Annotated in this window: 19 protein-coding genes and 3 tRNA genes; 6 read left to right on the forward strand and 16 right to left on the reverse strand. The window is 73.2% G+C overall.

The genetic code is table 11. The features are described from left to right. Nucleotides 1-87 precede the first annotated feature (87 nt). The 4 genes from ACIPRD_RS19115 to ACIPRD_RS19130 all read right to left on the reverse strand — a co-directional run bounded on the left by ACIPRD_RS19115 (nucleotide 88) and on the right by ACIPRD_RS19130 (nucleotide 5,767). Nucleotides 88-2,016, reverse strand: a complete 1,929-nt coding sequence (locus ACIPRD_RS19115; RefSeq protein ID WP_356397728.1) for an ABC transporter ATP-binding protein — start codon at nucleotides 2,014-2,016, stop codon at nucleotides 88-90. After that, on the reverse strand, nucleotides 2,016-3,749 hold the full coding sequence (locus tag ACIPRD_RS19120; RefSeq protein WP_356397731.1) for an ABC transporter ATP-binding protein: 1,734 nt from the start codon (nucleotides 3,747-3,749) through the stop codon (nucleotides 2,016-2,018). Before ACIPRD_RS19120 ends, ACIPRD_RS19115 begins: the two co-directional genes overlap by 1 nt. 141 nt (nucleotides 3,750-3,890) lie before the next feature. After that, on the reverse strand, nucleotides 3,891-5,345 hold the full coding sequence (locus tag ACIPRD_RS19125; protein WP_356397734.1) for an FGGY family carbohydrate kinase: 1,455 nt from the start codon (nucleotides 5,343-5,345) through the stop codon (nucleotides 3,891-3,893). 119 nt (nucleotides 5,346-5,464) lie between these two features. Next, a complete protein-coding gene (locus ACIPRD_RS19130; protein ID WP_356397737.1) occupies nucleotides 5,465-5,767 on the reverse strand; it encodes a YtxH domain-containing protein in 303 nt (100 codons plus the stop codon). A gap of 158 nt (nucleotides 5,768-5,925) precedes the next feature. Between ACIPRD_RS19130 and ACIPRD_RS19135 the strand changes: the two genes are divergently transcribed. The 3 genes from ACIPRD_RS19135 (at nucleotide 5,926) to ACIPRD_RS19145 (ending at nucleotide 6,327) form a co-directional block, all read left to right on the forward strand. Further along, nucleotides 5,926-5,998, forward strand: a tRNA-Asn gene (locus ACIPRD_RS19135). Nucleotides 5,999-6,004: 6 nt separating this feature from the next. After that, nucleotides 6,005-6,077 (forward strand) — tRNA-Asn (locus ACIPRD_RS19140). Between the two features lie 176 nt (nucleotides 6,078-6,253). Next, nucleotides 6,254-6,327, forward strand: a tRNA-Ile gene (locus tag ACIPRD_RS19145). Between the two features lie 980 nt (nucleotides 6,328-7,307). Here the strand turns inward: ACIPRD_RS19145 and ACIPRD_RS19150 are convergent. From ACIPRD_RS19150 to ACIPRD_RS19170, 5 genes are all read right to left on the reverse strand, one after another. After that, a complete protein-coding gene (locus tag ACIPRD_RS19150; RefSeq protein ID WP_356397740.1) occupies nucleotides 7,308-8,345 on the reverse strand; it encodes a rod shape-determining protein in 1,038 nt (345 codons plus the stop codon). A 183-nt stretch (nucleotides 8,346-8,528) separates the two neighbouring features. Then, the gene (locus tag ACIPRD_RS19155; RefSeq protein ID WP_356397742.1) at nucleotides 8,529-10,004 is read right to left on the reverse strand and encodes an acyl-CoA synthetase; all 1,476 of its coding nucleotides are present in this window, start codon (nucleotides 10,002-10,004) and stop codon (nucleotides 8,529-8,531) included. A gap of 64 nt (nucleotides 10,005-10,068) precedes the next feature. After that, nucleotides 10,069-10,728, reverse strand: coding sequence for an O-methyltransferase (locus ACIPRD_RS19160; RefSeq protein WP_401564451.1), 660 nt, complete (start codon nucleotides 10,726-10,728; stop codon nucleotides 10,069-10,071). 77 nt (nucleotides 10,729-10,805) lie between these two features. After that, nucleotides 10,806-11,879 (reverse strand): MerR family transcriptional regulator, encoded by a 1,074-nt coding sequence (locus tag ACIPRD_RS19165; RefSeq protein ID WP_356397748.1) that lies wholly within the window; start codon nucleotides 11,877-11,879, stop codon nucleotides 10,806-10,808. A gap of 177 nt (nucleotides 11,880-12,056) precedes the next feature. After that, on the reverse strand, nucleotides 12,057-12,614 hold the full coding sequence (locus tag ACIPRD_RS19170) for a hypothetical protein (protein WP_356397751.1): 558 nt from the start codon (nucleotides 12,612-12,614) through the stop codon (nucleotides 12,057-12,059). 134 nt (nucleotides 12,615-12,748) lie between these two features. Between ACIPRD_RS19170 and ACIPRD_RS19175 the strand changes: the two genes are divergently transcribed. Both ACIPRD_RS19175 and ACIPRD_RS19180 read left to right on the forward strand, forming a co-directional pair. After that, nucleotides 12,749-13,522, forward strand: a complete 774-nt coding sequence (locus tag ACIPRD_RS19175; protein ID WP_356397752.1) for an IclR family transcriptional regulator — start codon at nucleotides 12,749-12,751, stop codon at nucleotides 13,520-13,522. Continuing rightward, nucleotides 13,519-14,364 (forward strand): SMP-30/gluconolactonase/LRE family protein, encoded by an 846-nt coding sequence (locus tag ACIPRD_RS19180; RefSeq protein WP_401564456.1) that lies wholly within the window; start codon nucleotides 13,519-13,521, stop codon nucleotides 14,362-14,364. The genes ACIPRD_RS19175 and ACIPRD_RS19180 overlap by 4 nt, the downstream gene beginning before the upstream one ends. A gap of 21 nt (nucleotides 14,365-14,385) precedes the next feature. Here the strand turns inward: ACIPRD_RS19180 and ACIPRD_RS19185 are convergent, their stop codons facing one another. The 4 genes from ACIPRD_RS19185 to ACIPRD_RS19200 all read right to left on the reverse strand — a co-directional run bounded on the left by ACIPRD_RS19185 (nucleotide 14,386) and on the right by ACIPRD_RS19200 (nucleotide 20,730). Beyond that, nucleotides 14,386-15,783 (reverse strand): FAD-dependent oxidoreductase, encoded by a 1,398-nt coding sequence (locus ACIPRD_RS19185; protein ID WP_401564459.1) that lies wholly within the window; start codon nucleotides 15,781-15,783, stop codon nucleotides 14,386-14,388. Then, complete coding sequence (locus tag ACIPRD_RS19190; protein WP_401564461.1) at nucleotides 15,776-17,005, reverse strand: MAB_1171c family putative transporter; 1,230 nt, start codon at nucleotides 17,003-17,005, stop codon at nucleotides 15,776-15,778. Before ACIPRD_RS19190 ends, ACIPRD_RS19185 begins: the two co-directional genes overlap by 8 nt. After that, a complete protein-coding gene (locus ACIPRD_RS19195) occupies nucleotides 17,002-17,619 on the reverse strand; it encodes a toxin-antitoxin system, toxin component family protein (protein ID WP_356397762.1) in 618 nt (205 codons plus the stop codon). Before ACIPRD_RS19195 ends, ACIPRD_RS19190 begins: the two co-directional genes overlap by 4 nt. Before the next feature lie 141 nt (nucleotides 17,620-17,760). Next, on the reverse strand, nucleotides 17,761-20,730 hold the full coding sequence (locus ACIPRD_RS19200; protein ID WP_401564464.1) for a beta-galactosidase: 2,970 nt from the start codon (nucleotides 20,728-20,730) through the stop codon (nucleotides 17,761-17,763). A 422-nt stretch (nucleotides 20,731-21,152) separates the two neighbouring features. Here ACIPRD_RS19200 and ACIPRD_RS19205 point away from each other — a divergent pair, with 422 nt between their 5' ends. Next, nucleotides 21,153-21,806 (forward strand): DUF4360 domain-containing protein, encoded by a 654-nt coding sequence (locus ACIPRD_RS19205; RefSeq protein ID WP_356397768.1) that lies wholly within the window; start codon nucleotides 21,153-21,155, stop codon nucleotides 21,804-21,806. Between the two features lie 7 nt (nucleotides 21,807-21,813). Here ACIPRD_RS19205 and ACIPRD_RS19210 read toward each other — a convergent pair whose 3' ends face one another. The 3 genes from ACIPRD_RS19210 to mmsA all read right to left on the reverse strand — a co-directional run bounded on the left by ACIPRD_RS19210 (nucleotide 21,814) and on the right by mmsA (nucleotide 26,611). After that, entirely contained in the window at nucleotides 21,814-23,646 is a 1,833-nt protein-coding gene (locus tag ACIPRD_RS19210; protein ID WP_401564468.1) for a pyridoxal phosphate-dependent aminotransferase, read from the reverse strand. Between the two features lie 140 nt (nucleotides 23,647-23,786). Then, entirely contained in the window at nucleotides 23,787-25,031 is a 1,245-nt protein-coding gene (gene mmsB, locus ACIPRD_RS19215) for a multiple monosaccharide ABC transporter permease (protein ID WP_401564471.1), read from the reverse strand. After that, nucleotides 25,028-26,611, reverse strand: a complete 1,584-nt coding sequence (gene mmsA, locus ACIPRD_RS19220) for a multiple monosaccharide ABC transporter ATP-binding protein (RefSeq protein WP_401564473.1) — start codon at nucleotides 26,609-26,611, stop codon at nucleotides 25,028-25,030. Before mmsA ends, mmsB begins: the two co-directional genes overlap by 4 nt. Nucleotides 26,612-26,640: the final 29 nt, after the last annotated feature.

A 26,640-nucleotide genomic window follows, 5' to 3' on the forward strand; every position in this document is an offset into this window, starting at 1 on the left:
CGGGCGCGGACGCCCGGACCGGACGAAGGGGGCTGCCCACCAGCGGTGGACAACCCCCTTCGCCGTCGGTGCCTGCCGGCCCCGGGGTCAGTCGACCTCGGCCACCGCCTGCGCGAACTGCGCCTTGTACAGACGCGCGTAGGCCCCGTCGGCCGCCAGCAGCTCGGCGTGCGCGCCCTGTTCGACGATCGAGCCGTTCTCCATCACCAGGATCGTGTCCGCGTCCCGGATCGTGGAGAGCCGGTGCGCGATCACGAACGACGTGCGCCCGTGGGCGAGTTTGGCCATCGCCTTCTGGATCAGCACCTCGGTACGGGTGTCGACGGAACTCGTCGCCTCGTCCAGCACCAGGATCACCGGGTCGGACAGGAACGCCCGCGCGATGGTGATCAGCTGCTTCTCACCGGCGCTCACGCCGGCGCCCTCGTCGTCGATCACCGTGTCGTAACCGTCGGGCAGGGTACGGACGAACCGGTCGGCGTGGGCCGCCCGCGCCGCCTCCTCGATCTCGCCCCGGGTCACCTCGCGCGAGGCGCCGTACGCGATGTTCTCCGCGATGGTGCCGCCGAACAGCCAGGTGTCCTGGAGCACCATGCCGATCCCGGAGCGCAGCTCGTCCCGGGTCATCGTGCGGATGTCCACACCGTCCAGGGTGATCCGGCCGCCCGAGACGTCGTAGAACCGCAGCAGCAGGTTGACCAGCGTGGTCTTGCCCGCGCCGGTCGGGCCGACGATCGCGACCGTGTGGCCGGGCTCGACCTTCAGCGACAGGTCCTCGATCAGCGGCTTCTCCGGGTCGTACCGGAAGGACACGCCCTCCAGGGCCACCCGGCCGCGCAGCTCCTCCGGGCGCACGCCCGGCACCGGGTCCGCCTCCTGCTCCTCGGCGTCCAGCAGTTCGAAGACCCGCTCGGCCGACGCGACACCCGACTGCACCAGGTTCGCCATCGACGCGACCTGCGTCAGCGGCATCGAGAACTGCCGCGAGTACTGGATGAACGCCTGCACGTCACCGATCGACAGCGAACCGGAAGCCACCCGCAGACCGCCGACCACGGCCACGAGCACGTAGTTCAGGTTCGACACGCACATCATCAGCGGCTGCATCACACCGCTGTTGAACTGCGCCCTGAACGAGGCCTCGTACAGCGTCTCGTTCTGCTCGGCGAACTGCCGCGCCGACTGCTCCTGCCGCCCGAACACCTTCACCAGGGTGTGCCCGGTGTACATCTCCTCGATGTGCGCGTTGAGCGCGCCGGTGGTGCGCCACTGCTGCACGAAGTGCGGCTGCGAACGCTTGCCGACCCGGGTGGCTATGACGAACGACAGCGGTACGGTCACCAGCGCGACCAGCGCCAGCACCCAGGAGACCCAGAACATCATCGCGAGCACGCCGATGATGGTCAGCACCGCGTTGATCAGCTGCCCCATCGACTGCTGGAGCGTCTGGCCGATGTTGTCGATGTCGTTGGTGGCCCGGGAGAGCACCTCACCGCGCTGGCGCTTGTCGAAGTACGACAGCGGCAGCCGCGACAGCTTCGCCTGCACCTCGCCGCGCATCCGGAACATCGTGCGGTTCACGGTCCGGTTCACCAGCCGGGTCGCCACCGCCATCAGCAGACCGGCGACCAGGAAGGTGCCCAGCGCGAGCAGCAGCACGTTCCCGACCGCGCCGAAGTCGATGCCCTTGCCCGGGGTGAAGTCGGTGCCCTTCAGCATGTCCGCGACCGCGCCCTGGCCACGGTCGCGCATCGACGCGAGCACCTGCTCCTTGGTGGCCCCGGCCGGCATCCGCCGGCCGATGATCCCGGAGAACACCAGGTCGGTGGCCTTGCCGAGGATCTTCGGACCGATCACGCTCAGGCCCACGCTGACGACCACGCACACCAGCAGGCCGTAGATCGTGAACCGCTCGGGCCTGAACTGGGCGACGAGCCGCTTGCCCGACCCCTTGAAGTCCATCGAGCGCTGGTCGGGGCCGCCCCCGGTCATCATGCGTCCCATGGGCCCGGCCATCAGGCGGCCTCCGCTTCCGTCAGCTGGGAGAGCACGATCTCCCGGTAGGTCTCGTTGCCCGCCATGAGTTCGTGGTGGCGGCCCTCGCCGACCACCCGCCCCTCGTCGAGGACGATGATCCGGTCGGCGTCCCGGATGGTCGCCACCCGCTGGGCGACGATCACGACGGTCGCCTCCGCCGTCTCCTCGGCGAGCGCCGCGCGCAGCGCCGCGTCCGTGGCGTAGTCCAGCGCGGAGAACGAGTCGTCGAACAGATAGATCTCCGGGCGCTGCACCAGCGTGCGGGCGATGGCCAGACGCTGGCGCTGGCCGCCCGACACGTTCGTGCCGCCCTGCGCGATCGGCGCGTCGAGGCCGTTCTCCAGCTCGGAGACGAAGCCCTTGGCCTGCGCCACCTCCAGCGCGTGCCACAGCTCCTCGTCGGTGGCGTCCGGATTGCCGTAGCGCAGGTTCGTCGCGACCGTGCCGGCGAACAGGTACGGCTTCTGCGGCACCAGGCCGACCGTCCTGGCCAGCAGTCCGGGCTCGACCTCCCGCACGTCGACGCCGTCCACCAGGACCTCGCCCTCGGTGGCGTCGAACAGCCGCGGGACCAGTCCGAGCAGCGTCGACTTGCCGCTGCCGGTCGAACCGATCACGGCCGTCGTCTCGCCCGGCCGGGCCACCAGGCCGATGGACTTCAGCACCGGCTCCTCGGCACCCGGGTAGCGGAAGCCCGCCTCCCGGATCTCCAGGTGACCGTGCCGGCGCAGCTCGGTGACGGGCGCGAGCGGCGGAACCACGCTCGACTCCGTCTCCATGACCTCCTGGATGCGCTCGGCGCAGACCTCCGCGCGCGGCACCATCATGAACATGAAGGTGGCCATCATCACGGACATCACGATCTGCATCAGATAGGCGAGGAACGCGGTCAGGTCACCGATCTGCATGCCGCCGCTGTCGATGCGGTGCGCGCCGAACCAGACCACCGCGATGGACGACAGATTCACCACCGTCATCACCATCGGGAACATCAGCGCCAGCATCCGGCCGGTCGCCAGCTGCATCTCGGTCAGCTCGCCGTTGGCCTTGCCGAAGCGGCCCTGCTCGTACTCGTCGCGGACGAAGGCGCGGATCACCCGGTTGCCGGTGATCTGCTCGCGCAGCACCCGGTTCACCGTGTCCAGGCGCGTCTGCATGGACCGGAACAGCGGCCGCAGCCGGCGGACGATCAGCGTGACGCAGATGCCGAGCACGGGGACGACGGCGACGAGCACCCCGGACAGCGGCACGTCCAGGCCGAGTGCCAGGACGATCCCGCCCACACACATGATGGGCGCCGACACCATCAGGGTGAACGTCATCAGGACCAGCATCTGGACCTGCTGCACGTCGTTCGTCGTACGGGTGATGAGCGAGGGCGCCCCGAAGTGGCCCACCTCGCGCGAGGAGAAGGACTGCACCCGCTCGAAGACCGAGCGGCGCAGGTCCCGGCCGAGCGCGGAGGCGGTGCGGGCGCCGTAGTACACGGCACCGATGTTGCAGACGACCTGGACCAGCGAGATGCCGATCATCAGGGCGCCGTAGGACAGGATGTAACCCGTGTCCCCCTTCACGACACCGTTGTCGATGATGTGCGCGTTGAGGTTGGGCAGATAGAGGGTGGCGCAGGTCTGCAGGAACTGCAGCAGCACCAGCAGGGTGAGCGGTTTCTTGTAGGGCCTGAGATAGGTCCGCAGAAGTCGTATGAGCACGCTGGTCTCTCGGAGTCGGCGGTGAGGGCGCGGTCGGTGTGCCCTTGGCCCCTATCGTCGGACACTCCACCCGTGTTACCTCAACCGATTAACCGGCGTCCCGGTCCGGCCGGGACACCGGTCGTGCCGGCGCCGCACGGGTCACGTGCGCAGCGCCCCCGGATGCGTCTGCTCGCGCACCGCCACGAACTGCTGGCGGACCGCCTGTCCCACGGCCAGATCGTCGCCCGGCTCCAGCACCTGCGCGGCCGCGCCGTGCCAGGCGGGCGGCGTACGCGGGTCGAGTGTGCCCTGTGTCACACCGAGCGCCCACGCGGCCTGCCGGGCCGCGCCCATCGCCGCGTAGTCGGCGGGCTGCGGCACCACGACCTGCGCGCCGAACAGCGACGGCGCCGCCGCCTGCACGGCCGGCAGCTCCGCGGCCCGGCCCAGCAGGAAGATCCGTCTGACCTCCACGCCCCGTCCGCGCAGCACGTCCAGCGCGTCCGCGAGCCCGCACAGCATGCCCTCGAAGGCCGCCCGTGCCAGGTGCTCCGCCTTCATCGACTCCCGCCGCAGCCCGGCGAGCGTGCCCGCGGTGTGCGGCAGGTTCGGCGTCCGCTCGCCCTCCAGGTAGGGGAGCATGACCAGGCCGTGGGAGCCGGGCGTGGACTTCATCGCCAGGTCCGACAGGCTCTCCAGGTCGGGCAGGCCGAGGAGTTCCGCGGTGCCGCGCAGGGTGCGTACGGCGTTCAGCGTGGTGACGACCGGCAGGTGCATGCCGGTGGCGTCGGCGAGCGAGGTGATCATCCCGGACTGGTCGGCGAGCGCCTCCGGGTGCACGGCCATCACGGACCCGGACGCCCCCAGCGAGACCACCGCGTCGCCCAGCCCGATGCCCAGCCCGAACGCCGCGGCCATGGTCTCCCCGGTGCCCGCGGAGATCAGCAGCCCCTCCGGGGTGGTGCCGGCCGCGTCCGAGGGGCCGATGACCTCCGGCAGCATCGCCTGGTGACCGAGCGCCAGCTCGACCAGGTCGGGCCGGTAGCCGCCGGTGGCGGCGGACCAGTACCCGGTGCCCGAGGCGCCGCCCCGGTCGGTCGTACGGCGCACCGGCCGGCCCAGCAGCTGCCAGACCAGCCAGTCGTGGGCCTGGAGCAGGGCGGCGGTCCTGGCGGCGTTCTCCGGCTCGCTCTTCGCGAGCCAGCGCAGCTTGGTCACCGGCTGGGCGGCCTGCGGCGCGGAGCCGACCGCCTGCGCCCAGGCCTCCTTGCCGCCGAGCGCGTCGATGAGGTCGGCCGCCGCGACCTGCGCCCGCTTGTCGCCGCCGGTCATCGCGGGGCGCACGGTGTTGCCCTGCGCGTCCACCGGGATCAGCGCGTTCGCCTGCGCGGAGACGCCGATGGCCTGCACGCCCTCCAGCAGGCCGCCCCCCGCGGCCTCGCCCAGGGACAGCAGCCAGGCCTGCGGGTCGACGTCGCTGGGGCGCGGGGCGCCCTCCGGCGTGTCGACCGGATGCGCCGCGTACCCCTGGCGCAGCACGGCGCCCGTGTCCGTGTCACAGACCACGATGCGTGTGAAATCGGGCGAGCTGTCCAAGCCGGCGACTATCCCCATGTCGGTGAATTCTGCCGCAACGCCACGCTCGCTCCGGCCGAGGGTGCTTTCTGGCCGAGAGGTGCCTTGCGGCCGGGGCCCTGGTCCGGACCGGGGGAGGGGAGATGCCGGGCCCGCGCTCAGGTGTTGCTCGTGCCCCAGTCGTCCTCCTCCGTGACGACGGCGCGCGTACGGAAGGTGCGGACCCGCTGGGTGAGGGAGTCCGGGACGCGGTCGCCGAGCTTCTCGCCGACGAGGTGGGCGGCCCGGCCGGCGTAGACCCGGCCCTGCTGGGTGGCGGTCTCCGCGGTGTTGCGGACCGCCGGGTTCTGGGCGACCTGACGGGCGCACTTCTTCAGCTGCTCGTAGCGCTCGCGGCCGGCCTTGGTGCCGAGCACGTAACCGAGGGCCAGTCCGGCGACGAACGTGAGCCGGTAGCGCATGACGGCCACCCTTCTCTTGGGTTGGTCTGTGGTGCGGCGCGGGGCGCCGGAGATACCGATTGGCGGAGCACCCCCCTGCTTGCGCTAATGTATGTCTCGCAGCGAGCGACCGCCCCCTGGCGAATACCCGGGTCAAAGCGTTCGATGCGACGAAGCGATCCCCTGTAGCTCAATTGGCAGAGCAGCCGGCTGTTAACCGGCAGGTTACTGGTTCGAGTCCAGTCGGGGGAGCTTCGATCCCCTGTAGCTCAATTGGCAGAGCAGCCGGCTGTTAACCGGCAGGTTACTGGTTCGAGTCCAGTCGGGGGAGCGCAGTGAACCAGGACCCTTCGGGGTCCTTTTTCATGTGCTCGGGAACCGCGCCGACCTCGGTGAAGTCCTCAAGGTCAGGAAGCAGCGCAGAAGCCGACCATCCGAAGCAGGAGATCGTATGAGCGGCTATGCTGCGGCAGACGGCGCGCACACTTGTACGCGACACGCCGCTATGGGGCGGTAGCTCAGCCGGTTAGAGCAGCGGACTCATAATCCGTCGGCCGTGGGTTCGAGTCCCACCCGCCCCACCCAGCAGGTTCTGTGCAGAATCGATCTGACCTGCGTCACCGTGAACGTGGTGGTCGCCACACCGATGAGGTGGCCACCCTTCACCCGCTCAGGCCAGAAACGGCCCGCCGCCCGGTACCACGGCATTCCGCCCGCACCGCGCCTACGCGCCCGCCCTCCGGCTTCCGCCCGGCACCGCGCCCTCCGGCTTCCGCCCGGACCGCGCCTTCCCGCTTCCGCCCCGGACCGCGCCCTCCGCACCCGCCTTCCTGGCTCCCGTCCGCTGCGGCCCGTCAGAACCGTTCCCGTGCCGGTCTGTTCCGCGGCGGCCCGGACGGGACCCGGACGCCGCGCGATCCGCCCACGCCTCCCTGCGTCGCTCACGGCACTCCGGCCCCGCCCCTCCCCGTCCCCGGCACGCGGGGCGCCGCAACGGCCCGCAGGGGGCGCCCTGGAGGCCGTGCGCGGGTGATCGGGCGACGGTGATCACCGTCGGAGAGCCGCGGGCCGACCGCGGGCCGACCGGGGGTGGGTTGGGGATCGACCGAGGGCCGACCGCGGGTCGACCGGGGGCCGGCCGCAGGTGAGCCGCCGGAGAGCCGCAGCGGAGCCGCCGGTGAGCGGTCCGGGAAAAGGGCATGCCACGGCGCCCGGTCGGGTCACCTTCCCAACAGCCGTTCGAAAGGAAAGAGTTGGGCCGGTTCTGGCTTGGACATGCCGCGTCCGGGGCACCGTCCCCCTACCGGCGTCCACCGCCGGACGGTGCCGGCAGGAGGAGGGCGTCATGGACCGTAGGATCCGGGTGCGGGTCAGTCGGCGGCCCGCGGCCCCGCGCGGGCAGGAGATCGACCGCAGGACGCCCTCGGGGCGCATCCTGCCGTACTGAACGGGAGCCGGCCGCCCACGGCCGACAGGCGCGTGACGGTCACCGTCGCGCGCCTGCCGCAGTCATGGGAAAGGATCGTGGGGATACGCCGGCTCCAGCGGCCGGACCCCTGGTTCAGGCCGCCAGCGGGTTCAGGACCAGTGGCTGGACCCTGCCCTCCATCATCGCGCCCAGCCCCTCCACGGCGCACACGTCGGGGCGTTCCGCGATGTGCACCGGGACACCGATGAAGCCGCCCAGCATCTCGTCGAGGCCGGGCAGCAGGGCGGAGCCGCCGACCATCATCAGCCCGCGGTCGGTCAGGTCGGCGACCAGGTCCGGCGGGCAGCCGCGCAGCACCTTGCCGATGCCGTCCAGCACCGCCGTCAGCGGGGTCTGGATGGCCTGGCGCACCGCGGCCGTGTCCACCCGCACGCTGCGCGCGAGCCCCGTGGCCACGTCACGCCCGTGGATCTCGGTGGACGCCGGCCCGCTCGGGGTGAGCCCGTTCCCGGACAGCGCCAGCTGCAGCGGCCGTACGGACTGGCTGGGCAGCATCAGCTCGTGCTGGTGGCGCAGGTGCTGCACGATCGCGTGGTCCACGGCCTCGCCGCCCACCGGGACCCGCTGGGCGGTCACGATCGACCCCAGGGAGAGCACGGCGACCTGCGTGGCCGCCGCCCCGCACACCACGATCATCGTGGCCTCGGGCCGCTCCACCGGAAGTCCGCAGCCGACGGCGGCCGCGATCAGCGTGTCCACCAGCTCCACGCGCCGCGCCCCGAGACCGACCAGCGTCTCGATCGTCGCCCGCTGCGCCAGCGGATCCGCGTCGTGCGGCGTGCACGCCGCCGCGCGCAGCCGAGGCCTGCGGCGCAGGGCGCGGCGCAGCTTGTCGCCCATCAGATGCCGCAGCATGCGCTGCGCCATCTCGATGTCGACGACCGTGCCGCCGGAGACCGGCCGTACGACCCTGATGTAACTCGGCGTACGGCCCGTCATCTTCTCCGCGAACTCGCCGACCGCGATGAGCGCCCCGCTGCGGGTGTTCACGGCCGCGACCGAGGGCTGGTCCACCACGAGACCGGCCCCCTTCACATACACACGGGTGCGGGCCGCGCCCAGGTCGACGGCGAAATGGCACCGGCGCAAGTGCTCCAGACTGACGGTCACGGCAGGTCCTCCCGAGTGCACAGGCCATGGAGTGCACAGGCCATGGGCGGCCGCCCGGTACTGGCGGGCCCACTCGCATCCTCCGGGGGCCGGGAGGCCGGTGCCTTCTGAAGGGGGCCGGGCGGGGCGCCGCTGAATGGGGGAGGCCGCCGAACGGGGGATGCCGCGCGGGCCGGCGGCCGGTCAGGAGCCGGCGGTCAGCTCCCGTTTCATGATCTTGCCCATGTCGTTGCGGGGGAGGGCGTCCAGGTGGCGCACCACGCGCGGCCGCTTGTGCGGGGCCAGGCGGCGGGCCACATGGCCGGCCAACTCCTCGTCCGAGGGCGGCAGCTGGGGGTCGGCCGGGACGATCCAGGCCACGATCCGCTCGCCCAGATCCGGGTCCGGCTCCCCGGTCACCGCCGCCTCGCGCACCCCGGGGTGCTCCAGCAGCGCGTTCTCGATCTCGCCCGCGCCGATCTTGTAACCACCGCTCTTGATCAGGTCGGTGGCCTTGCGGCCGACGATCCGGACGTAGCCGTCGCTCTCGCGGACCGCCACGTCGCCGGTGCGGAACCAGCCGTCGGCGGTGAAGGCGGCGGCGGTCGCGTCGGGCCGGTTCAGATACCCGGTGAACAGGTTCGGGCCGCGCACCTGGATCTCGCCGACCGTCTCGCCGTCGTACCCGGCGATCTCCGTGCCGTCCTCCTCCACGAGCCGCAGCCCGACCCCGGGCAGCGGCAGTCCCACGGTCCCGGCGCGCGCCTCGCCGTCGGCCCGCACGCTCGTGTTCATCAGGGTCTCCGTCATGCCGTACCGCTCGACGACCCGCCGGCCGGTCGCGGCCGCGATCCGCTCGTGGTCGTGCACGGGCAGCGCGGCCGAGCCGGACACCAGCAGCCGGGCCCCCGCCAGGGCCTTGGCCAGCTCCGGCTCGTCCGGCAGCGCCTCGGCGATGCGGTGGTACATCGTCGGCACGCCGAACAGCATGGTCGCGCCGGCGTTCAGCTCGCGGGCCACACCCTCGGTGCTGAAGCGGCCCAGGTGCCGGACCGAGCCGCCGCGCCGCAGCGGGCCGAGCACGCCCAGCACGAGCCCGTGCACATGGAACAGGGGCAGCCCGTGCACCAGCACGTCCTCACCGGTCCATCGCCAGGCGTCGGCCAGCGCGTCCAGGGTGGCGGCGAGCGCCCGGCGCGGGACGACCGCGCCCTTGGGCGGGCCGGTGGTGCCGGAGGTGTAGACGATCAGCGCCGGGTCCTCGCCGGAGAGCCGCTCGGGCGGCACGGTCCCGGCGGCGGACACGTCCACGTCCAGCCGCTCCAGGGCGCCCAGCGCGGGGGGCAGTTCGGCACCCGGTGCGGCCAGCACCAGCGACGGGGCGCTGTCGGAGAGGATGTGCGCGAGCTCCTTCTCGCCCGACTTCGGGTTGAGCGGCACCGCGGCCACCCCGGCGAGCAGCGCGCCGGTCACCGCGACGGCGGTCTCCAGCTCCGGGGCCGCCCACACCGCGACGCGGCCGTGTCCCCGCAGGCGCGCGGCGAGCGCGCCCGCCGCGCCGGCCAGGGCGCCGTACGTCAGGGTGCGGGGGCCGAAGCGCAGGGCGACCCGTTCGCCGGGACCCCCGTCCGTGCCGGCGGATGACAGGGCGGGGAACAGCGGGCTGGAGGGGGAGGACACGCGGGGCACTCCTTCACTGCGGCGGGGCCGGTGGCCCGTGGCCATGGCCGACGACACCCCCTTCCTACCCCCTGAGGGGTCTCCCGTTCCCTTCCCCCGTCGCTTCCTCGGGCAGCGGTCTCGTGCCCACGACCACGCTCAGGTCGGCCGCGAGCCGCAGCTCGACGGCGCGCAGGGCGGGGTGCTCCAGCCAGTGCACCCGCGCCAGGTCGACGCCGCCCCCGTGCCGGGGCGGCCGGCCCGTCGCCGGGGTGAAGTCGTCGACGACGACCGTTCCGCCGGGCACCAGCAGCCGTTCGACGTCGGCGGGCGGGTCACCGGGCGCCTTGCCCTGCCCGCCGCCGTCGAGCACCAGCAGGTCGAAGGGGCCGTGCTCCTCGATCCGCCGCCAGTCACCGCGCAGCACCGTGACCTCCGGCCGCTCCGCGAACACCCCGGCGGCCAGCCGGGCCCGCTCCGGATCCCGCTCCACGCTGTACAGCCGGACCCCCGCCCGCGCCCCCGACGCCAGCCACGCCAGTCCCACGCCGAGGCCGGTGCCGGTCTCGGCGACACGGGTCGTGGCGCCGCCCGCCAGCACCCGCAGCAGGCGGCCCTGTTCGGGACGGCAGGAGTACGGGAAGCCCTGGGCGCGCGCGAGGGCCAGAGCGTCCCGCACCAGGGGCGGGAACCCGTCCGGACCGGCGGCCGGGTCCTCGTACGCGTCGGTGCCGTGCGTCGCCATACGGTTCCTCCCCGTCCCGGGGACGCGGCAGGGGCGTGTCCCCGGGACCGCGTTCCCGGCGTCGCGGCACCGTAGCGCTACTCCGTCGGAGTCGGGGCCGTGGACGGGACGACGTCGGCGACCGCGCAGCTGACGTTGTCCGGGCCGCCCGCCGCGTTGGCCTCGTCGATCAGGGCCCGGACGGCGTCCTCGGAGCCGAGCAGTTCCCTGATCCGTTCGTCGGGGACGACCGAGGTCAGGCCGTCGGAGCACAGGAGGTAGCGGTCACCGGGCCGGGCCTCGTGCAGCCGCAGGTCCGGGGCGGCGGCCGAGCCGCCGCCGAGGGCCTTCAGCAGCAGGCTCCGCTGCGGATGGCTGTCCGCCTCCTCCGGCGCCAGCCGCCCCTCGTCGACCAGGGACTGGACGACGCTGTGGTCGTGGGTGATCCGGAACAGCTCGCCGTCCCGCAGCAGATACGCCCGCGAGTCCCCGATGTGCACGAGGGCCAGCTTCGGCCCCGCCCACAGCAGCGCGGTCAGCGTGGTGCCGGCCCGCTCGTCGCCGTCGCCCGGCAGATCCCGGATCGCCTCGTCCGCTCCCCGTACGGCGTCCTCCAGCAGGTTCAGCACGCTGCCGGCGGCCGGTTCCTCCCCTTCGTCGAGGAACCGCAGCGCGTCGACGGCGGCACTGCTCGCGGGCGCCCCCGCCGGGCCGAAGCCGTCGGCCACGGCGAGCAGCCTGCGGCCCGCGTACACGGTGTCCTGGTTGACGGGGCGGACGAGCCCCCGGTCGGAGCGTGCGGCGTAACGGAGTTCCAGCATGGTGGTGGTGTCCTCTCGTGGTCCGGCGGTCAACTGGTCGACGAGGAAGGCGGCGAGATCCCGCCGGGCGGCCGTCTCCGCCTCGACGCGTGCCCAGTAGGCGCGGATCTCCCGCGCGGCACCGGCCGCGTCCAGGGCGCACACCGCGCGGATCTCGGCCAGCGGCATGCCCAGCCGGCGCAGCCACGCGACCAGCCGGGCCCGCGGCAACTGCCCGGCGGTGTAGTACCGGTAGCCGGTGTCCGGGTCGACCCGTGCGGGCCGCAGCAACTCCAGCTCGTCGTACAGCCGCAGGGCCTTCGGGGTCAGCCGGCACGCCTTCGCGAAGGCGCCGATCGTCAGCGGTTCCATGCGTGTCCCGGCGTCATCAGGGCGCCGCCCTTCCTCGTTCACACCACCGATGCTGGGCCTTCCCCGAGGGGGAAGGTCAACAGATCCGCCGCCCTCACCCGCGCCCGGTCCCGGAGGGCGGGTCCGTCCGCCGTCCCGCGGGGCTGCCGGGGGCCGGGTCCGTCCGCCGGTCCCGGCTCAGTCGCGGACCGCCGTCCGCTGGAGCAGTCCCCAGGTGAACTCCGCGGCCACCTCCCGCGGTACGCCGTCCCGATCGGGCGCGGTGAACGCGAGCCCCCACCGCGCCGGCGCCGTCCCCTGCAGCGGGCGGGCCGGGGCGAAGGCGCGGGCGGCCTCGTCCACCGTGCAGGACCACGGGGCGAGGTCCTCCAGGGTGCGCAGCTCCGGCGCCGGGGCGTCCGGCGCGCGGACCAGCCACTCGTGCCACACGGCGCCGTCGGAGGAGACCAGGACCTCGAAGCGCAGGCCGGGCCAGAGGGGCAGCGTCCACTGCCAGGCCTCGCACGCGACATCACCGAGCCGGCGCGGGAGCACGGCCTCGGGCCGGCCCAGCACCGACCGGTACCGGGACGCCGCGGACCGGGACCGCGGCGAGTGGACCAGCGCCTGCCAGCGCCGGTTCGCCTCCCGCATGTCCGCGGCCGACGCGCCCAGCCGGCGCCGGGCCTCCTCCACCAGCTCCGGGTTGTGGTCGGCCATGCGGCGCAGCAGCACCAGCTGGAAGTCGAGATCCATGTCACCCATGGTGCCCGGCCCATGAGGGACCGTTGCCCGGCCGACCCGCCATGACTAGCCTGTGTTCGTCATGCCGATCACCTGTTGAAATCTCGAACGCGGCAGGTGCCTGAGACGCAAGGGAGGGGCCGGACGTGGGACGCATGGTGCCCGCCGTGACCCGGGCTCTGGACATTCTCGAGCTGTTCCTCGACGGGGACGGGATCCTCTCCGCCCCCGACATCGTGCGCAGACTCCAGCTGCCGCGCACCACCGTGCACGAGCTCGTCACCACGCTCGCCGCCCGCTCGTACATCGTGCCCGCGCCCGGGGAGCCCGGCCGGTACCGGCTCGGCGTGCGCCCGTACCAGCTCGGCAGCCGCTACGCCGAGCAGCTCGACCTCGCCGCCGAGGGCCGGCAGGTCGCCCGCACGGTCGCCGAGACCTGCGACGAGACGGTGCACGTGGCCGTCCTGGAGGACACCGACGTCATCTACATCGCCAAGGTCGACTCCACGCACGCGGTGCGCATGGTCTCCGCCGCGGGCCGCCGGCTGCCCGCCCACTGCACCTCGGTCGGCAAGATGCTGCTGGCGGCGCTGCCCGAGGAGGAGCTGGCCGCGCGCGTTCCGGACGGCACCCCGCTGGCCGCGATGACCCCGGACAGCATCACCGACCCCGCCGCCCTGCGGGCCGCGCTCGCCGAGGTCCGCCGCCGGGGTGTCGCCGTGGAGCACCGTGAGTCCAACCCGGACGTCGCCTGCGTGGCCGCGCCGGTGCGCGACCGCACCGGGCAGGTCGTCGCCGCCCTGTCCATCTCGGTCCCGATGATCCGCTGGAGCGAGGAACGCCGCGCCGAGCTGGAACTGCTGGCCGCCAAGGGCGCGGCGGACCTGTCCGGGCGGCTCGGGCACCGGGAGGCGGCGTGATCCGCCACGAGGTCGCGGTGCGGGCCGGGGCGGCCCTCGGCGAGGGTCCCACCTGGGACCCGGCGGCCGGCCGTCTGCTCTGGGTCGACATCCTCGGCATGCGCGTGCACACCTACGACCCCGCCACGGGTCGCCGCACGGTCCGGACGACCGAGCAGCACGTCGGCGCCGCGAAGCCGCGCGCGGGCGGCGGGCTGGTGCTGAACCTGCGGGACGGCGTCGGTCTGCTCGACCCCGACGACACCTTCCGCTGGCTCCACCGCGACCCCGTACCCGGCCGCCGCGCCAACGACGCCGCCGTCGCCCCGGACGGCTCCCTGTGGGCCGGCACCATGCGCTACGACGAGGCACCGGGCGGCGGCACGCTGAGCCGGCTGACCGGCGCCGGCACGGTGTGGACGGCGCCGGACCCGGTCACCGTCGGCAACGGGACGGGCTGGAGCCCGGACGGCCGGCTGATGTACCACGTCGACAGCCCCACCCGGCGCGTCGACGTCTTCGACCACGACGCCGACGGGATCCGCGGCCGCCGCACGCTGGCCGTGATCGAGGAGGGCGCGGGGTATCCCGACGGGCTCACGGTCGACGCGGACGGCTGCGTCTGGGTCGCGCTCTGGGACGGCGGAGCGGTCCGCCGCTACACGCCCGACGGGCGGCTGGACCGGGTGATCCCCCTGCCCGCCCCGCGCACGACGGCCTGCGCCTTCGGCGGGCCCGGCCTGACCGACCTCTACATCACGACGGCCCGCGAGGGCCTCGCGTCGCCCGGCCCCCTGTCGGGCTCGCTCCTGGTCGTCCCGGACGCGGGCCACGGCCTGCCCCAGCCCGCCTTCGCGGGCTGAGGCACCCGGTCCCGCCCGCGGTCAGCCGGCGCCCGCCGCCTCGCGTTCCGCCGCGCTCAGCGGCGGTTCGCCCAGCGGCTTCCTCAGCGGGCCCACCGCGGCGGCGACGAGCACGGACGGCGAGAGCAGTGTCTGCGCGCCCCGCTGCAGGGACGTCACGTCGGTCATCCGGCGGGCGATCCGGCCGTTGCCCGTCGCGGTGTACAGCAGACGGTCGACGTACGCGGACAGGACCCGGTCCCTGAGGGTGGGGCCGGCCTCGGTGGCGCCGGGGTAGAAGACGTCCGAGCCGATCGCGAGGTCCCAGCCCGGGGCGACCGCGCGTCCGACCGCCTTCTGCACGTGCCGGGCCAGCCCCGGCGCCCCCACGCCGCCCCGGCACAGCGTCACCTCGCGCAGCGCCAGCGCGGACCGGGCCGCGACCGCCATCCCGTGCCCGTACACCGGGTTGAGCGCGCACACCGCGTCCCCGAGGACCGCGAACCCCTCCGGCCACCGCGCGGCCCGCTCGTAGAAGTGACGGCGGTTGGCCGTGGTCCGGGTGACCGTCACCCCGCCCAGCGGTTCCGCGTGCGCCAGCAGCTCCCCGAGCAGCGGATGCCGCAGCCGGCCGAGGGCGTACGGGATGAAGTCCTCGTCCCCGGAGGGCAGTTCGTCGTCACGGCCGCCGATGAGCGTGACCAGCCACCGGCCGTCCTCGACCGGCAGCAGCACCCCTCCGCGTCCGGTCCCCGAGATCCGCGGATCGGGCGCGATGTTGACGACGGGGAAGCCGTCCCGCGCGCCCTTCGGCGCCCGGAACAGCCGGCTGGCGTAGCCCAGTCCGGAGTCGACCTCACGCCGTTCGGGAGCGGGCAGTCCGAGACCCGCCAGCCAGTGCGGGGCGCGGGAGCCGCGCCCGGTGGCGTCCACGACCAGACCGGCCGGCAAGGTGTGCTCGGCGCCGTCACGGGGGAGCACCCGCACCCCCGTCACCTCCCGCGCCGTACCGGTCAGCCCGACCGCCTCCGCCCGCTCCAGCAGCTCGATCCCGCCGCCGGCCAGCACGCGTTCGCGCACCACCCAGTCCAGCAGGTCGCGGCCGGCGGGCAGCATGTACGCCGACTCCTCCCACCGCCGGAACCAGCCGTACGGCGACAGCCCGACCATGTCCGTGGTCATCGGCACCCGGCGGACACCGGCCGCCCGCAGCCCCTCCAGCGCGCCCGGCAGCAGGTCCTCCAGCGCCCGCGCGCCGCCGGACCACAGCTGGTGCACGTGCCGGGCCTGCGGCAGCCCCTTGCGCGGCTCGGGCCCCGCGGGCAGCGCGTCCCGCTCGACGACGGTCACCCGCGCTCCCGCCGAGGCCAGGGCACGGGCCGCGAGCAGTCCGGCGAGGGAGCCGCCGAGCACGACGGCCGAGGACTTGCGTTCACTCATGTACGGCAACGCTCTCTGCTGGGGCGGCCGCACGCGCGCGGACCGCCGCGATGTCGTCGGGTCGGCGCAGGGCCCTGGAGACGGCCCCGATCTCCTTCAGGAGGTGGGTGGTGTCGGGCGCGGCGGCCGCGTCCGGCGCGTCCGGCGTACGGGACCCGGCCTCGACCGCGTCGAGGATGCCCACCGCCCGCGCCAGCGCGCGGGCCCGCTCCGGCGGGTGGCCGAGGGCGAGCGCGGCGTCGTAACCGCGGCCGCTCAGGCCGGTGTCGATGCGGCGGGCCAGCGGCAGCAGCACGTCCCGGATGAACGTCTCGCGCCGGATCAGCCGCAGTTCGGGCGTGGCCCGCAGCACGAACGGCACCCGCTCGCCGGTCGCCGACCTCATCAGCCGGTACAGAGGCCGCAGTTCGCGGTGGGCGAGGCGGATGCGCCAGCGGTCGTGCAGGTACTGGCCGGCGTGCGGGAGGATGAAGCCGACGGCGATGAGGATGGCGGACAGCGCGGCCACGGGCGGGGCGAGGTCGGTGCTCAGCCAGTCCAGGTTCCGCCCCAGCCAGCGCGCCGTGACGGCGGTCAGCTTGGCCGCGTCGAAGACGAGGTTCACCACGTACCCCACGCCCAGCAGCTTCAGCCCCCAGCGCAGCCAGGCGTCCAGCCCCTCGGTGCGCACCCAGTTCCACAGCAGCCGGGAGGTGATCACGCAGGCCACCGAGTGCGCGACGAGATAGAGCAGGATCTCCTCGCGCATGAACGGGGTGGTGGCGTAGTAGGTGTCGAGGTCCCGCAGCCGTTCCACGGAGGCGTCGGCGAGCCCGAACAGCACCCACAGGGCGACGATCACCCCGCAGTACACCGACACCACCCAGCGCGTCGCCCGCCGGGTCACCGGTGAGCGGTCGGCGGGGCCGTTGCGCCAGGTGACGATGAGCAGCAGGCAGGAGCCGCAGAACGCGGTGAGCAGTGAATAGCACCAGGGCGCCGAGATGTTGGGCACCCCGGCCAGCCGGTTCACCCGGGCGATCGTGGAGGGCGTGCAGAACACGAAGACGCCGAGGGCGAGCAGCAGCAGCCCGCCGACCGCGCGCAGCAGCGGGTCCCGCCACAGCCGGACGATCGTGGGCAGTTTGATCACGAGGGCCGCGGCGAGCACGGCCGTCGGTATCCAGAAGGAGATGTAGAACTCCCCGAGTAACGCGGGGGCGTCGAACGCCGACCGGATCACCGCCCGGCCCCCTGGCGTCCCCGGTAGCCGAGGGAGCGCTGGACCGGGTGCAGCGGGGCGTCCGGGCCGGGTGCCCGGTCCGCGAGGAAGGGCCGGAACAGGGCGGCCAGGCGGTGCCCGAAGTCCTCGGCGGCGGCCTCGTCGGACTCCCGGGAGCCGTTGCGGGCGGCGACGGTGAGGGCCGGGTCACGCCAGCCGGGCGCGTCGGCGAAGGCGCGGGCGACCTCGTCCCCGACCGGGTGGTGGTGCCGGTGCCCGGCGTGCAGGTGCCACAGCTCGTGGCCGAGGATGACGAGCCGCTGCACGGCCTCGGCGCGCTCCTCCACGATCACCAGGTCGAAGTCCTGGAACTCCATCCACAGCCCGGTGACCTCGATCTCGTCCGGGAAGCGCTCGAAGCGCAGCCGCACCGGCCGCCCGTCCCGGCGGGCGCTCATCTCCTCGCACAGCGCGCGGCACAGGGCCTCGACCCCTTCGGGGCGCCGGGGCCGGGCGCGGACGGCGGCGGCGAGATCGGCGGCCAGCGAGCGCCTGGCCGGACCCGAGCGTCGCAGGCGTACGGCCAGCCGTGCGGTCAGGCGTGCCGCCCGCCGTCGCGCGCCCGCGATGACCATCCGTCCCCCTTCGCGCCCGCCGCAGTGCGGACCGTCCGAGCCTACGCGGCCGACTGTGTCCACGTCATGCATCCGGGGGCGGCAGTTCCGCCCCGTGCGCGCGGCCGTCCTCGGGGTGCCGCGCGCACGGGGTCCGGCGGCTCAGCGGCCGGGGGAGAGCACCGGGGTCACCGGCAGGCCGCCCGCCGTCCGCCCCAGCAGGGTCAGCCGGACGTCGCCCGGTCCGGACAGCGTGGTGAACTCCGACAGCACCGCCAGCGCCAGGGTGTTGGTGCCCCGGGTGCGCAGGATGCCGTTCGGCAGCACGAACGTGTGCTGCGGGCCGACGTTGTTGATGTACTGGCCCATGTTCCAGCCGTTGAGGAAGATCTGCGCCCGGTAGGCCCGGTACGGATCGTCGTCCAGGGTGAGTCCGACCGAGGCGTCGACGTCCTGCGGCACGGACAGCCGGAAGTCCGTCCGGTACCAGGTCACGCCCTGCCGCCGCTCGGCCCGGGGGAGGCTCACGGACTCCCAGTCCCGGTCGGGGAAGCCGGGCAGGTGCCAGCCCTCGCGCTCGCCGTACAGGCCGCCGTTGTTCAGCGGTCCGCGCACCGGGTCCGCGCCCGCCTCGCCCTGGATCCGCCAGGTGACCTTCGGCGCCGCGCCCTTGAAGACGGCGGCCGTCAGACCGCGTGCCGCCTTGTGGGTGTCCTGGGCCTTGCCGTCCTGGTCGTGCTGCATGCGCCGCACCAGGACCGACAGGACGTGCCGGCCGGGCGTGCGCAGGGACTCCCGCACGGGCAGGACGGCGGTCGCGTCCCAGCTGCCCTTGCGGATGGTGGTGTCCTTGTCCGGCACCGGCATCCGGTGCGTGCCCAGCGGCTCCCCGTCCAGCCACGCCATCAGCAGGCCCTGGGTGCCGGAGGTGTAGGAGAGCGCGACCTCCTCGGCGCCGGTGGCGTCCTCGAAGGTGCCCCGGTACCAGACGTCGCCGTAGTGGAAGCCGTAGTCGTCGGCGAACAGCACCGGACCGCCCCGCGGGACGGGGGTGACGCTGTACGACGACGTCCGGTCGGCGACCCGCCACTTCGCGTCGTCGAAGCCGGGTCCGGCCTCCGGGTTCTCGGTGCGCGTCCGCCACCGGCCCAGCTCCGGCAGCACCACGTCCGGCACGCCGGGCAGCGGCTGCGTCGCCATCAGGCTGCCGGAGACGGTGACCCGGGTCGGCACCTTCCGCCCGTTCCACACCAGGCCCGTGATGCCGCGCGGCCCCCACACCTCCAGGCCGGCCGCCTCCTCGGTGTCACCCGTCAGATGCACCTCGGAGCCGCGCAGTTCGACGTGGCGCAGCAGCTTCGGGCCGTACACCAGCAGGGTGCCGGAGGGGGTGTCGTACGGGAACAGGCGCACGGCGGTGGCGTCGTCGGCGAAGAGCACCAGCAGCGGGATCTCGGTCTCGCCCTGGGTGACCAGTATCCGGGTGAGGCCCTCCTGCCCGAGGGGCGCGTTCATGCGGAGTTCGTCGCCGTCGTAGGCCCAGGCGCCCTCCGGGTCGAGCCGCTGGACGACCGGGTCGGCCGGGCACTTCAGGACCAGGTCCGCCATGTCGCCCCGGCGCCCGGTGAACACGGCGATCTCCAGCCGCCCGGCCGTCAGGTTCATCATGGGCTCGGCGGTGCAGTACTTCATCGTCCGCCTGCCCAGCGACAGCCCGGTGGCGAGCATGCGGGCGTCCCGCGCGGGCACGGTGATCCGCAGCGGCCCGGCGTCGGTGGGCAGGTCGGTGGTGACGGCCGCCGTGCCGTCGTTGCGGGCCACGTACACGTGGGCGCCGGTGTCCGGGTTGGTCAGGTGGTAGACCTTCAGGCCCTCGGCGTGGACGTCCGCCGCCCGGTCCAGGCGGGCGAAGTCGGGCACGCGCTGGAGCAGGTGCCCGAGCTGGTGCATCGGGGCGATCTTCGTGGTGACGTTGCGGGCCTCGTCGATCGCGGCCCCGTAGTCGTACGACGTGTAGACCACCGGTGCCGGCAGCCAGCCCCACGAGGTGCCGCCGAAGGTCATGTACACGTTGTGCAGGGTGAGGCCGTTGGCGAGGTTGGTCAGGTAGAAGCGGCGCTCGTAGGCCGCGTCCCGGGTGCGCCGCGCCTCGGCGTAGCCCTTGCCGTCGAACCAGGCCCCGCCCCACGGGTCGAACCAGCCGCCCCCGAACTCGGGCACGAACCCGGGTGTGCGCGGTGAGGCCGTCGCCCCGCCGGTGAGCCCGCCGCGTCCGAAGTGACCCCAGTCCGGCGGGGTCTGGGAGGGCGAGGGGTAGCCGTCGAAGCCGTACAGCCACCGGCCCTGCTCGCCGCCGGTGTCGAACGAGCCCGGGATCCAGTAGCCGTTGCGGCCCTTGTCGTTGTGGAACAGCGGGACGTCGATCCCGTCCTGCCTGACCTTGCGGTACAGGTGGGCCATGTAGTCCCGGCCGGCCGGCTCCGTGACGTGGGCGTCGTACTCGTTCTCGATCTGGTAGAGCAGGATCGTTCCGCTGCCGTCGGTGAACAGATGCCGGCGGGCGATCCGGTTCACCTGCGTCAGCCACTCGTCCGCGTACCGCAGGTAGTCCGGGTCGGAGGTGCGCGCGGTGCCCTTCGTGGCCGTCAGCCAGCCCGGGAAGCCGCCGCCGTCGACCTCGGCGTTGATGTACGGGCCGGGGCGCAGGATGACGTACAGCCCGGTCTCGGCGGCCGTGCGCAGGAAGAGGTCGAGGTCGCGGACGCCGGAGAAGTCGTACCGGCCGGGCGCGGGGGAGTGGTAGTTCCACGACACGTAGACGCTCACGGTGTTGAACCCGTGCGCCCGCATCTTCTGGAGCACGTCCCGCCACAGGGACGGGCTCGGCAGCCGGAAGGGGTGCATCTCGCCGGACCACACGACCAGCCGCCGCCCGTCCACGAGCAGCGAGTAGGAGTCGTGGCCGACGGTGTGCCGCTTGCCGTCGGGGCGCGGCGGGGCGGGTGCGGGACCGGTGGGCACATCGCGTGCCGCGTACGCCGGGGACACCCCCGGACCGCCGCTGCCGCCCAGGGCGAAGCCGAGCGCGGCCGAGCCGGCCAGGGCACTGAAGGTACGTCTGTCAAGCGCCAAGGTGGATCCTCCCGGGCGATCTTACGGGGCGCGGGTCCGGCCATTCTCCATGGCGCGACGGCCCCCGGTGACCGCCCGCGGGTCCCGGCGCGGGCGGATTACGCGGTACGGGCGGACGGGGACGGCCGTACGGCCGGGTGGCGGCCGGGTGGCAGCCGGGTGGCGGCCGGGTGGAGGGCGGGACGCGGCCGGGTGAGGAGCGGGGGTGGCGGCCCGGTGGAGACGGGGGAGACCGCGGCCGTGTCCCGGGCGCGGAACGTGAAAAGCCGGTTGTGAATGGCCTAAGACAGCCCTCCCGCCCGTCGGCGCGCCTTCCTAGGCTTCCCCTGCCTCCCCTCCCTTCACAGGTTCCGCACAGGTTCTTCAAAGTTCAACGGAGGGGGCGGAGGGTGAACCCCCCACTCCACAACCGGGAGAAACCAATGACAGGTGGGCTCCTCCTGAGCGGCGCGGCCGCTCTGCTCGCCACGGCGCTGCCCGCGCCGGCCTCCTCGCCCGTCTTCGACGACCCGCCCCCCGACAAGATCGTCATCGATGTCGCGACGGTGAACGGCTCCGGCTGTCCCCAGGGCACCGCCGCGGTGGCCGTCTCGCCGGACAACACCGCGTTCACCGTGACCTACAGCGACTACCTCGCCCAGGCCGGCGGCGGTTCCGACCCCACGGCCTTCCGCAAGAACTGCCAGCTCAACCTGGTCGTGCACGTCCCGTCGGGCTTCACCTACGCGATCGCCAGCGCCGACTACCGGGGCTTCGCCTCGCTCCAGCCGGGAGCGAGCGGCACCCAGAAGGCCTCGTACTACTTCCAGGGCTCCCCCAGCACCGCCGCGAAGACCCACCCCTTCGGCGGCCCCTACAACGACGACTGGCAGGCCACCGACAGCACCGACGTGGCGCAGCTCGTCTGGGCGCCCTGCGGCGTGCTGCGCAACTTCAACATCAACACCGAGATACGGGTGAACGCGGGCACCACGTCACCGGGCAAGGTCAGTTTCATGACGATGGACTCGACCGACGGCGACATCAGCACCGTCTACCACATGGCGTGGAAGGAGTGCCCGGGCGCCCGCGGCTGAGCAGCCGTCAGCCGGTCGCCTCGCCCATCCCGGCCGCGTTCGGCCAGCTCTGCGCGTCGGGCCAGCCCGTCGCCGGGGCCGGGGACAGGCCCGGGGGCGGCGGCGCGGCCGGCATCCCCGGAGCCGTCATGCCCCGGACCTGGGCCGCGGTGAGACCGCCGCGGGCCGGGACACCCGGCGGAGTGCGGCCGGCCTGCGCGGCCGGCGCCGAAGCCGGCACGGGCGGCGCCGCCGGCACGGGAGCCGGCAGCGGCGGTACGACGGAGGCCGCGAGCGGAACCTGCGCGGGGAACGGCGCCAGGGCCGGCGCGGCCACCGGCTGCTGCATCGGTATCGCGGCGACCGGCTGCTGCATCGGAACCGCCGCCACCGGAGCCTGCGCGGGCATCGGGGTCATGGGTTGCTGCGCCATGGCCGCGGCGGGCTGCTGCACCATGGCGGCGGGCTGCTGCGCCGGCGGGGCGGCGAGCGCGGCCGGCTGCTGGGGCACCATCCGGCCTGGCGCCGGCACCGGCATCGCGCCGCCGGGCTGAGCCGCGGCGGCGGTGAGCGGCATGCCGGTGCCGGCGGGCGGGGCGTCGCTCGGCCCCGGGGCGGGGGCCGCCGCGCCGGCCGGTACGGCCAGTCGCGCGCCGGCCCCGTTGGTCGCGCCGACCAGCCGGTCGACCGCCGCCGTACCCGAGCTGTAGCTGGTCCCGGCACCCAGCTCGGGTACGGCGGCTCCCCTCCCGGGCTCGTAGAGCACCGACTCCAGGCCGGACACCAGGCGTCGCACGTCGACCTGGGGGCGCACCACGAGCCGCAGGAAGCGGCTGGAGGATCCGATCTTGTTGCCGCACTCGCGGACCAGGATCCGGTGCTCGGTGAGCAGCCGGTCCCGGACCACGGTGCCCTCGGCGCCCACGGGAAGGCGCACGAAGAGGAAGTTGCCCTGCGAGGGGTAGACCGTCAGGCCGGGCAGGGCGGAGAGCTGGCTGGTCATGTCCAGCCGGTCGCGGCGCACCTGGAGCAGGCTCTGCGCGTACTCGGTGCCGTGCTCCCGCAGCATGAACACCACATGCTCGGCGAAGGAGTTGAGGTTCCACTTGGGGAGCATGGAGCGGATCCGGCCGGCCAGGCCCGGGTTGGCGACCAGATAGCCGAACCGGATGCCGTGCAGGCCGAAGTTCTTGCCGAGGCTGCGCAGCACGATCACGTTCGGCCGCAGCATCGCCTCCTGCACCACGCTCGGGTCGGCCTCCGCGTCGGCGAACTCCAGGAACGACTCGTCCACCACCACCAGGTCCAGGTCGGCCATGGCGTCCATGAACTGCACCAGCGACTGCTTGTACGCGTAACCGCCGTCGGGGTTGTTCGGGTTGCAGACGACCGCGACCCGCGTGCCGCGCGACCGGATGAACTCGGCGTAGCGGCCGAGGTCCAGCGCGAAGCCGTTCGCCTCCTGGAGCGGGAACATGTCGACCCGCTTGCCGGTCTCCATCGGCTGGTCGGTCCAGCGGCCGAAGGTGGGGACGGGGACCGACAGCGACTCGCGGACCAGCAGATGGTCGATCCAGGTGATCAGCTCGGTCGAGCCGTTGCCCATCGCCACGCACTGCGGCGGCAGTTGGAGCAGGCCGCACAGCTCGGCGGTGATGGTGTCGGCGCCGCTCGGGTAGTACGTGATGATGTCGCGCAACCGCGCCGCCATGTCGTCGAACATGGCCGGGGTGGGGAAGTAGGGGTTGCACGGGATGCAGAAGTCCACCGGGCCCGTCCCGTCGCTCTCCCGCGTCAGCGCCGCCATCGAAGGGCTGTGCGCCGCTGTGCTGCGGAACAACGCGGTGACGTTGTCAGGCAAGGGAACCTCCGTCGAAGGGTGGCCCGCGCGGGGGAGCACGGGCCACCCATGGATACGGAGGCGGCGCGGGTGTCGTTCAACTCACCCGTCACGTGAGCCGGTTCACATCCCCGGCTCGCGCTCCGGCGCTCTCTTCGCGCCTACGCGCCCGACCTGCGCTTGTTCCAGACGTCGAAGCCGACCGCCACCAGCAGGGCGAGACCCTTGATGACCTGCTGCCAGTCGGTGCCGACGCTCAGCAGGTTCATGCCGTTGTTGAGCACGCCGAGGACCAGTCCGCCGATGATGGCGCCGAGGACCGTGCCGACCCCGCCGCTCATGGACGCGCCGCCGATGAACGCCGAGGCGATCGCCTCCAGTTCGAAGTTGACACCCGCCTTCGGCGAGGCCGCGTTCAGCCGCGCGGCGACCACGAGTCCGGCCAGGGCCGCGAGCACGCCCATGTTCAGGAAGACCAGGAAGGTGACCTTCCGGTCCTTCACCCCGGACAGCTTGGCGGCCGGCAGGTTGCCGCCGATCGCATAGATGTGCCGCCCGAACACCGCGTTGCGCATCAGATAGCCGTAACCGGCCACCAGCGCGCCGAGGATGATCAGCACGATCGGGGCGCCCTTGTAGCTGGCGAGCAGGAGGGTGAGCACCAGGACCGCGGCCACCAGCGCCGTCAGCTTCAGCAGGAACAGGCGGGTGGGCGCCACCTCCAGGGCGAACTCCCGGTGCCTGCGCCGGTCGCGGACCTCCTGCCGGACCACGGCCGCGATCAGCACGAGCCCCAGCAGCAGGGTCAGGTTGTGGTAGTTGGTGTCCGGGCCCGCCTCGGGCAGGAACCCGTTGCCGAGCTTCTGCAGTCCGTCCGGGAACGGGCCGAGGGTCTGCCCCTTCAGCAGGATCTCCGTCATCCCGCGGAACAGGAGCATCCCGGCGAGCGTGACGATGAACGACGGGATGCCGAGATACGCGATCAGATACCCCTGGACCGAGCCCGCCGCCGCGCCCACCAGCAGGCACAGCACCAGCGCCAGCGGCCAGGGCGCGCCGTGCTGCACGGTCAGCACGGCCGCGAACGCGCCGGTGAACGCGGTCAGCGAGCCCACCGACAGATCGATGTGCCCGGCGATGATCACCAGCATCATGCCGATCGCGAGGATCAGGATGTAGCTGTTCTGGAGCACCAGGTTGGAGACGTTGCGCGGCAGCAGCAGGTCCCCGTCGGTCCAGACCGCGAAGAGGACCACGATCAGCCCGAGCGCGATCAGCATCCCGTACTGGCGCATGTTGCGGCGCAGCCCGTCCAGCATCAGCCGGAGCAGGCTCCCCGCCGGTCCGTTCCCGTCGCCGCCCGGCGACGCGGGGGCCGGGTCCGTCACGGTCACGTCGGCGCTCACGGCGTCACCTCTTCCTGGTCGGCCGGCCGGCGCTCCGGCGCGCCCTTGTCCTTGGTCATGAGGCGCATCAGCACTTCCTGGGTGGCCTCGGCCCGCGGCACCTCACCGGTCAGCCGCCCGGCGGCCATGGTGTAGATGCGGTCGCACATGCCGAGCAGTTCGGGCAGTTCGGAGGAGATGAAGACGACCGCCTTGCCCTCGGCGGCGAGCCGGTCGATGACGGTGTAGATCTCGTACTTCGCGCCGACGTCGATGCCGCGCGTGGGCTCGTCCAGGATCAGCACCTCGGGACCCGCGAAGATCCACTTGCTGAGGACGACCTTCTGCTGGTTGCCGCCGGACAGCTTGCCGGCCGGCTCGAAGACGGTCGGCGCCTTGATGTTCATGGTCCGGCGGAAACCCTCGGCGACCCGCCGTTCCTCGTGCTCGTCGACGACTCCGCGCCGGGCCACCTTGTGCAGGGCGGTCAGCGAGATGTTGCGGTGGACGGTGTCGATGAGGTTCAGGCCGTAGTGCTTGCGGTCCTCGGTGACGTAGGCGATGCCGTGCCCGACCGCCTCCGCGACGGTCCGGGTGCGGATCTCCGCGCCGTCCTTGAGGACCGTGCCGCCCGCGTACCGGCCGTAGGAGCGGCCGAAGACGTTCATCGCGAGCTCGGTGCGGCCGGCCCCCATCAGGCCCGCGATCCCGACGATCTCCCCGCGGCGCACGTGCACGGACACGTCGTCCACGACCTTGCGCTGCCGGTCGATGGGGTGGTGCACGCTCCAGCCGCGGATCTCGAGCGCCGGGGGCGCGTCCCGCGCGGTGCGGTGCGGGGTGCGTTCGGGGAAGCGGTGGTCGAGGTCGCGGCCGACCATGCCGGCGATGATCCGCTCCTCGGTCGTCCCCGGGGCGCGGACGTCGAGGGTCTCCACGGACCGGCCGTCGCGCAGGATCGTCACCTTGTCGGCGACCCTGCGGATCTCGTTCAGCTTGTGCGAGATGACGATCGAGGTGATGCCCTGCGTCTTCAGCTCCATGATCAGATCGAGGAGCTTGCCGCTGTCCTCGTCGTTCAGGGCCGCCGTCGGCTCGTCCAGGATCAGCAGCTTCACCGACTTCGACAGCGCCTTCGCGATCTCCACGAGCTGCTGCTTGCCCACGCCGATGTCGGCGACGCGGGTCTCCGGGTGGTCGTGCAGCCCGACCCGGCGCAGCAGCGCGGTGGCGTGCCGGAGCGTCTCCCGCCAGTCGACGATGCCGCGCCGGGCGTGCTCGTTGCCGAGGAAGAGGTTCTCCGCGAGCGACAGGTACGGCACCAGTGCCAGCTCCTGGTGGATGATGACGATGCCGCTGCGCTCACTGGCCCGGATGTCCCTGAACCGGCAGGCCTCGCCCTCGAAGAGGACGTCCCCCTGGTAACTGCCGTACGGGTGGACGCCGGAGAGCACCTTCATCAGGGTGGACTTCCCGGCGCCGTTCTCCCCGCAGACGGCGTGGACCTCACCCTGTCCGACGGTCAGGGTGACGTCCGACAGCGCCGTGACACCGGGGAAGGTCTTGCCGATCGCGCGCATTTCCAGGACGGGTCCCGCCATGGTCGTGCCTTCCAGTGGGTAGGGGCGGG

It is taken from the genome of Streptomyces sp. NPDC090108, from assembly GCF_044747185.1.
Classification (GTDB): Bacteria; Actinomycetota; Actinomycetes; order Streptomycetales; family Streptomycetaceae; genus Streptomyces.

Coding starts and splice junctions, on each gene's coding strand:
- ACIPRD_RS19205 (WP_356397768.1), top strand. CDS start 21,153: ATGACAGGTGGGCTCCTCCTGAGCGGCGCGGCCGCTCTGCTCGCCACG.
- ACIPRD_RS19130 (WP_356397737.1), bottom strand. CDS start 5,767: ATGCGCTACCGGCTCACGTTCGTCGCCGGACTGGCCCTCGGTTACGTG.
- ACIPRD_RS19125 (WP_356397734.1), bottom strand. CDS start 5,345: ATGGGGATAGTCGCCGGCTTGGACAGCTCGCCCGATTTCACACGCATC.
- ACIPRD_RS19160 (WP_401564451.1), bottom strand. CDS start 10,728: ATGGCGACGCACGGCACCGACGCGTACGAGGACCCGGCCGCCGGTCCG.
- ACIPRD_RS19170 (WP_356397751.1), bottom strand. CDS start 12,614: ATGGATCTCGACTTCCAGCTGGTGCTGCTGCGCCGCATGGCCGACCAC.
- mmsA (WP_401564473.1), bottom strand. CDS start 26,611: ATGGCGGGACCCGTCCTGGAAATGCGCGCGATCGGCAAGACCTTCCCC.
- ACIPRD_RS19195 (WP_356397762.1), bottom strand. CDS start 17,619: ATGGTCATCGCGGGCGCGCGACGGCGGGCGGCACGCCTGACCGCACGG.
- ACIPRD_RS19165 (WP_356397748.1), bottom strand. CDS start 11,879: ATGGAACCGCTGACGATCGGCGCCTTCGCGAAGGCGTGCCGGCTGACC.
- ACIPRD_RS19115 (WP_356397728.1), bottom strand. CDS start 2,016: ATGGCCGGGCCCATGGGACGCATGATGACCGGGGGCGGCCCCGACCAG.
- ACIPRD_RS19185 (WP_401564459.1), bottom strand. CDS start 15,783: ATGAGTGAACGCAAGTCCTCGGCCGTCGTGCTCGGCGGCTCCCTCGCC.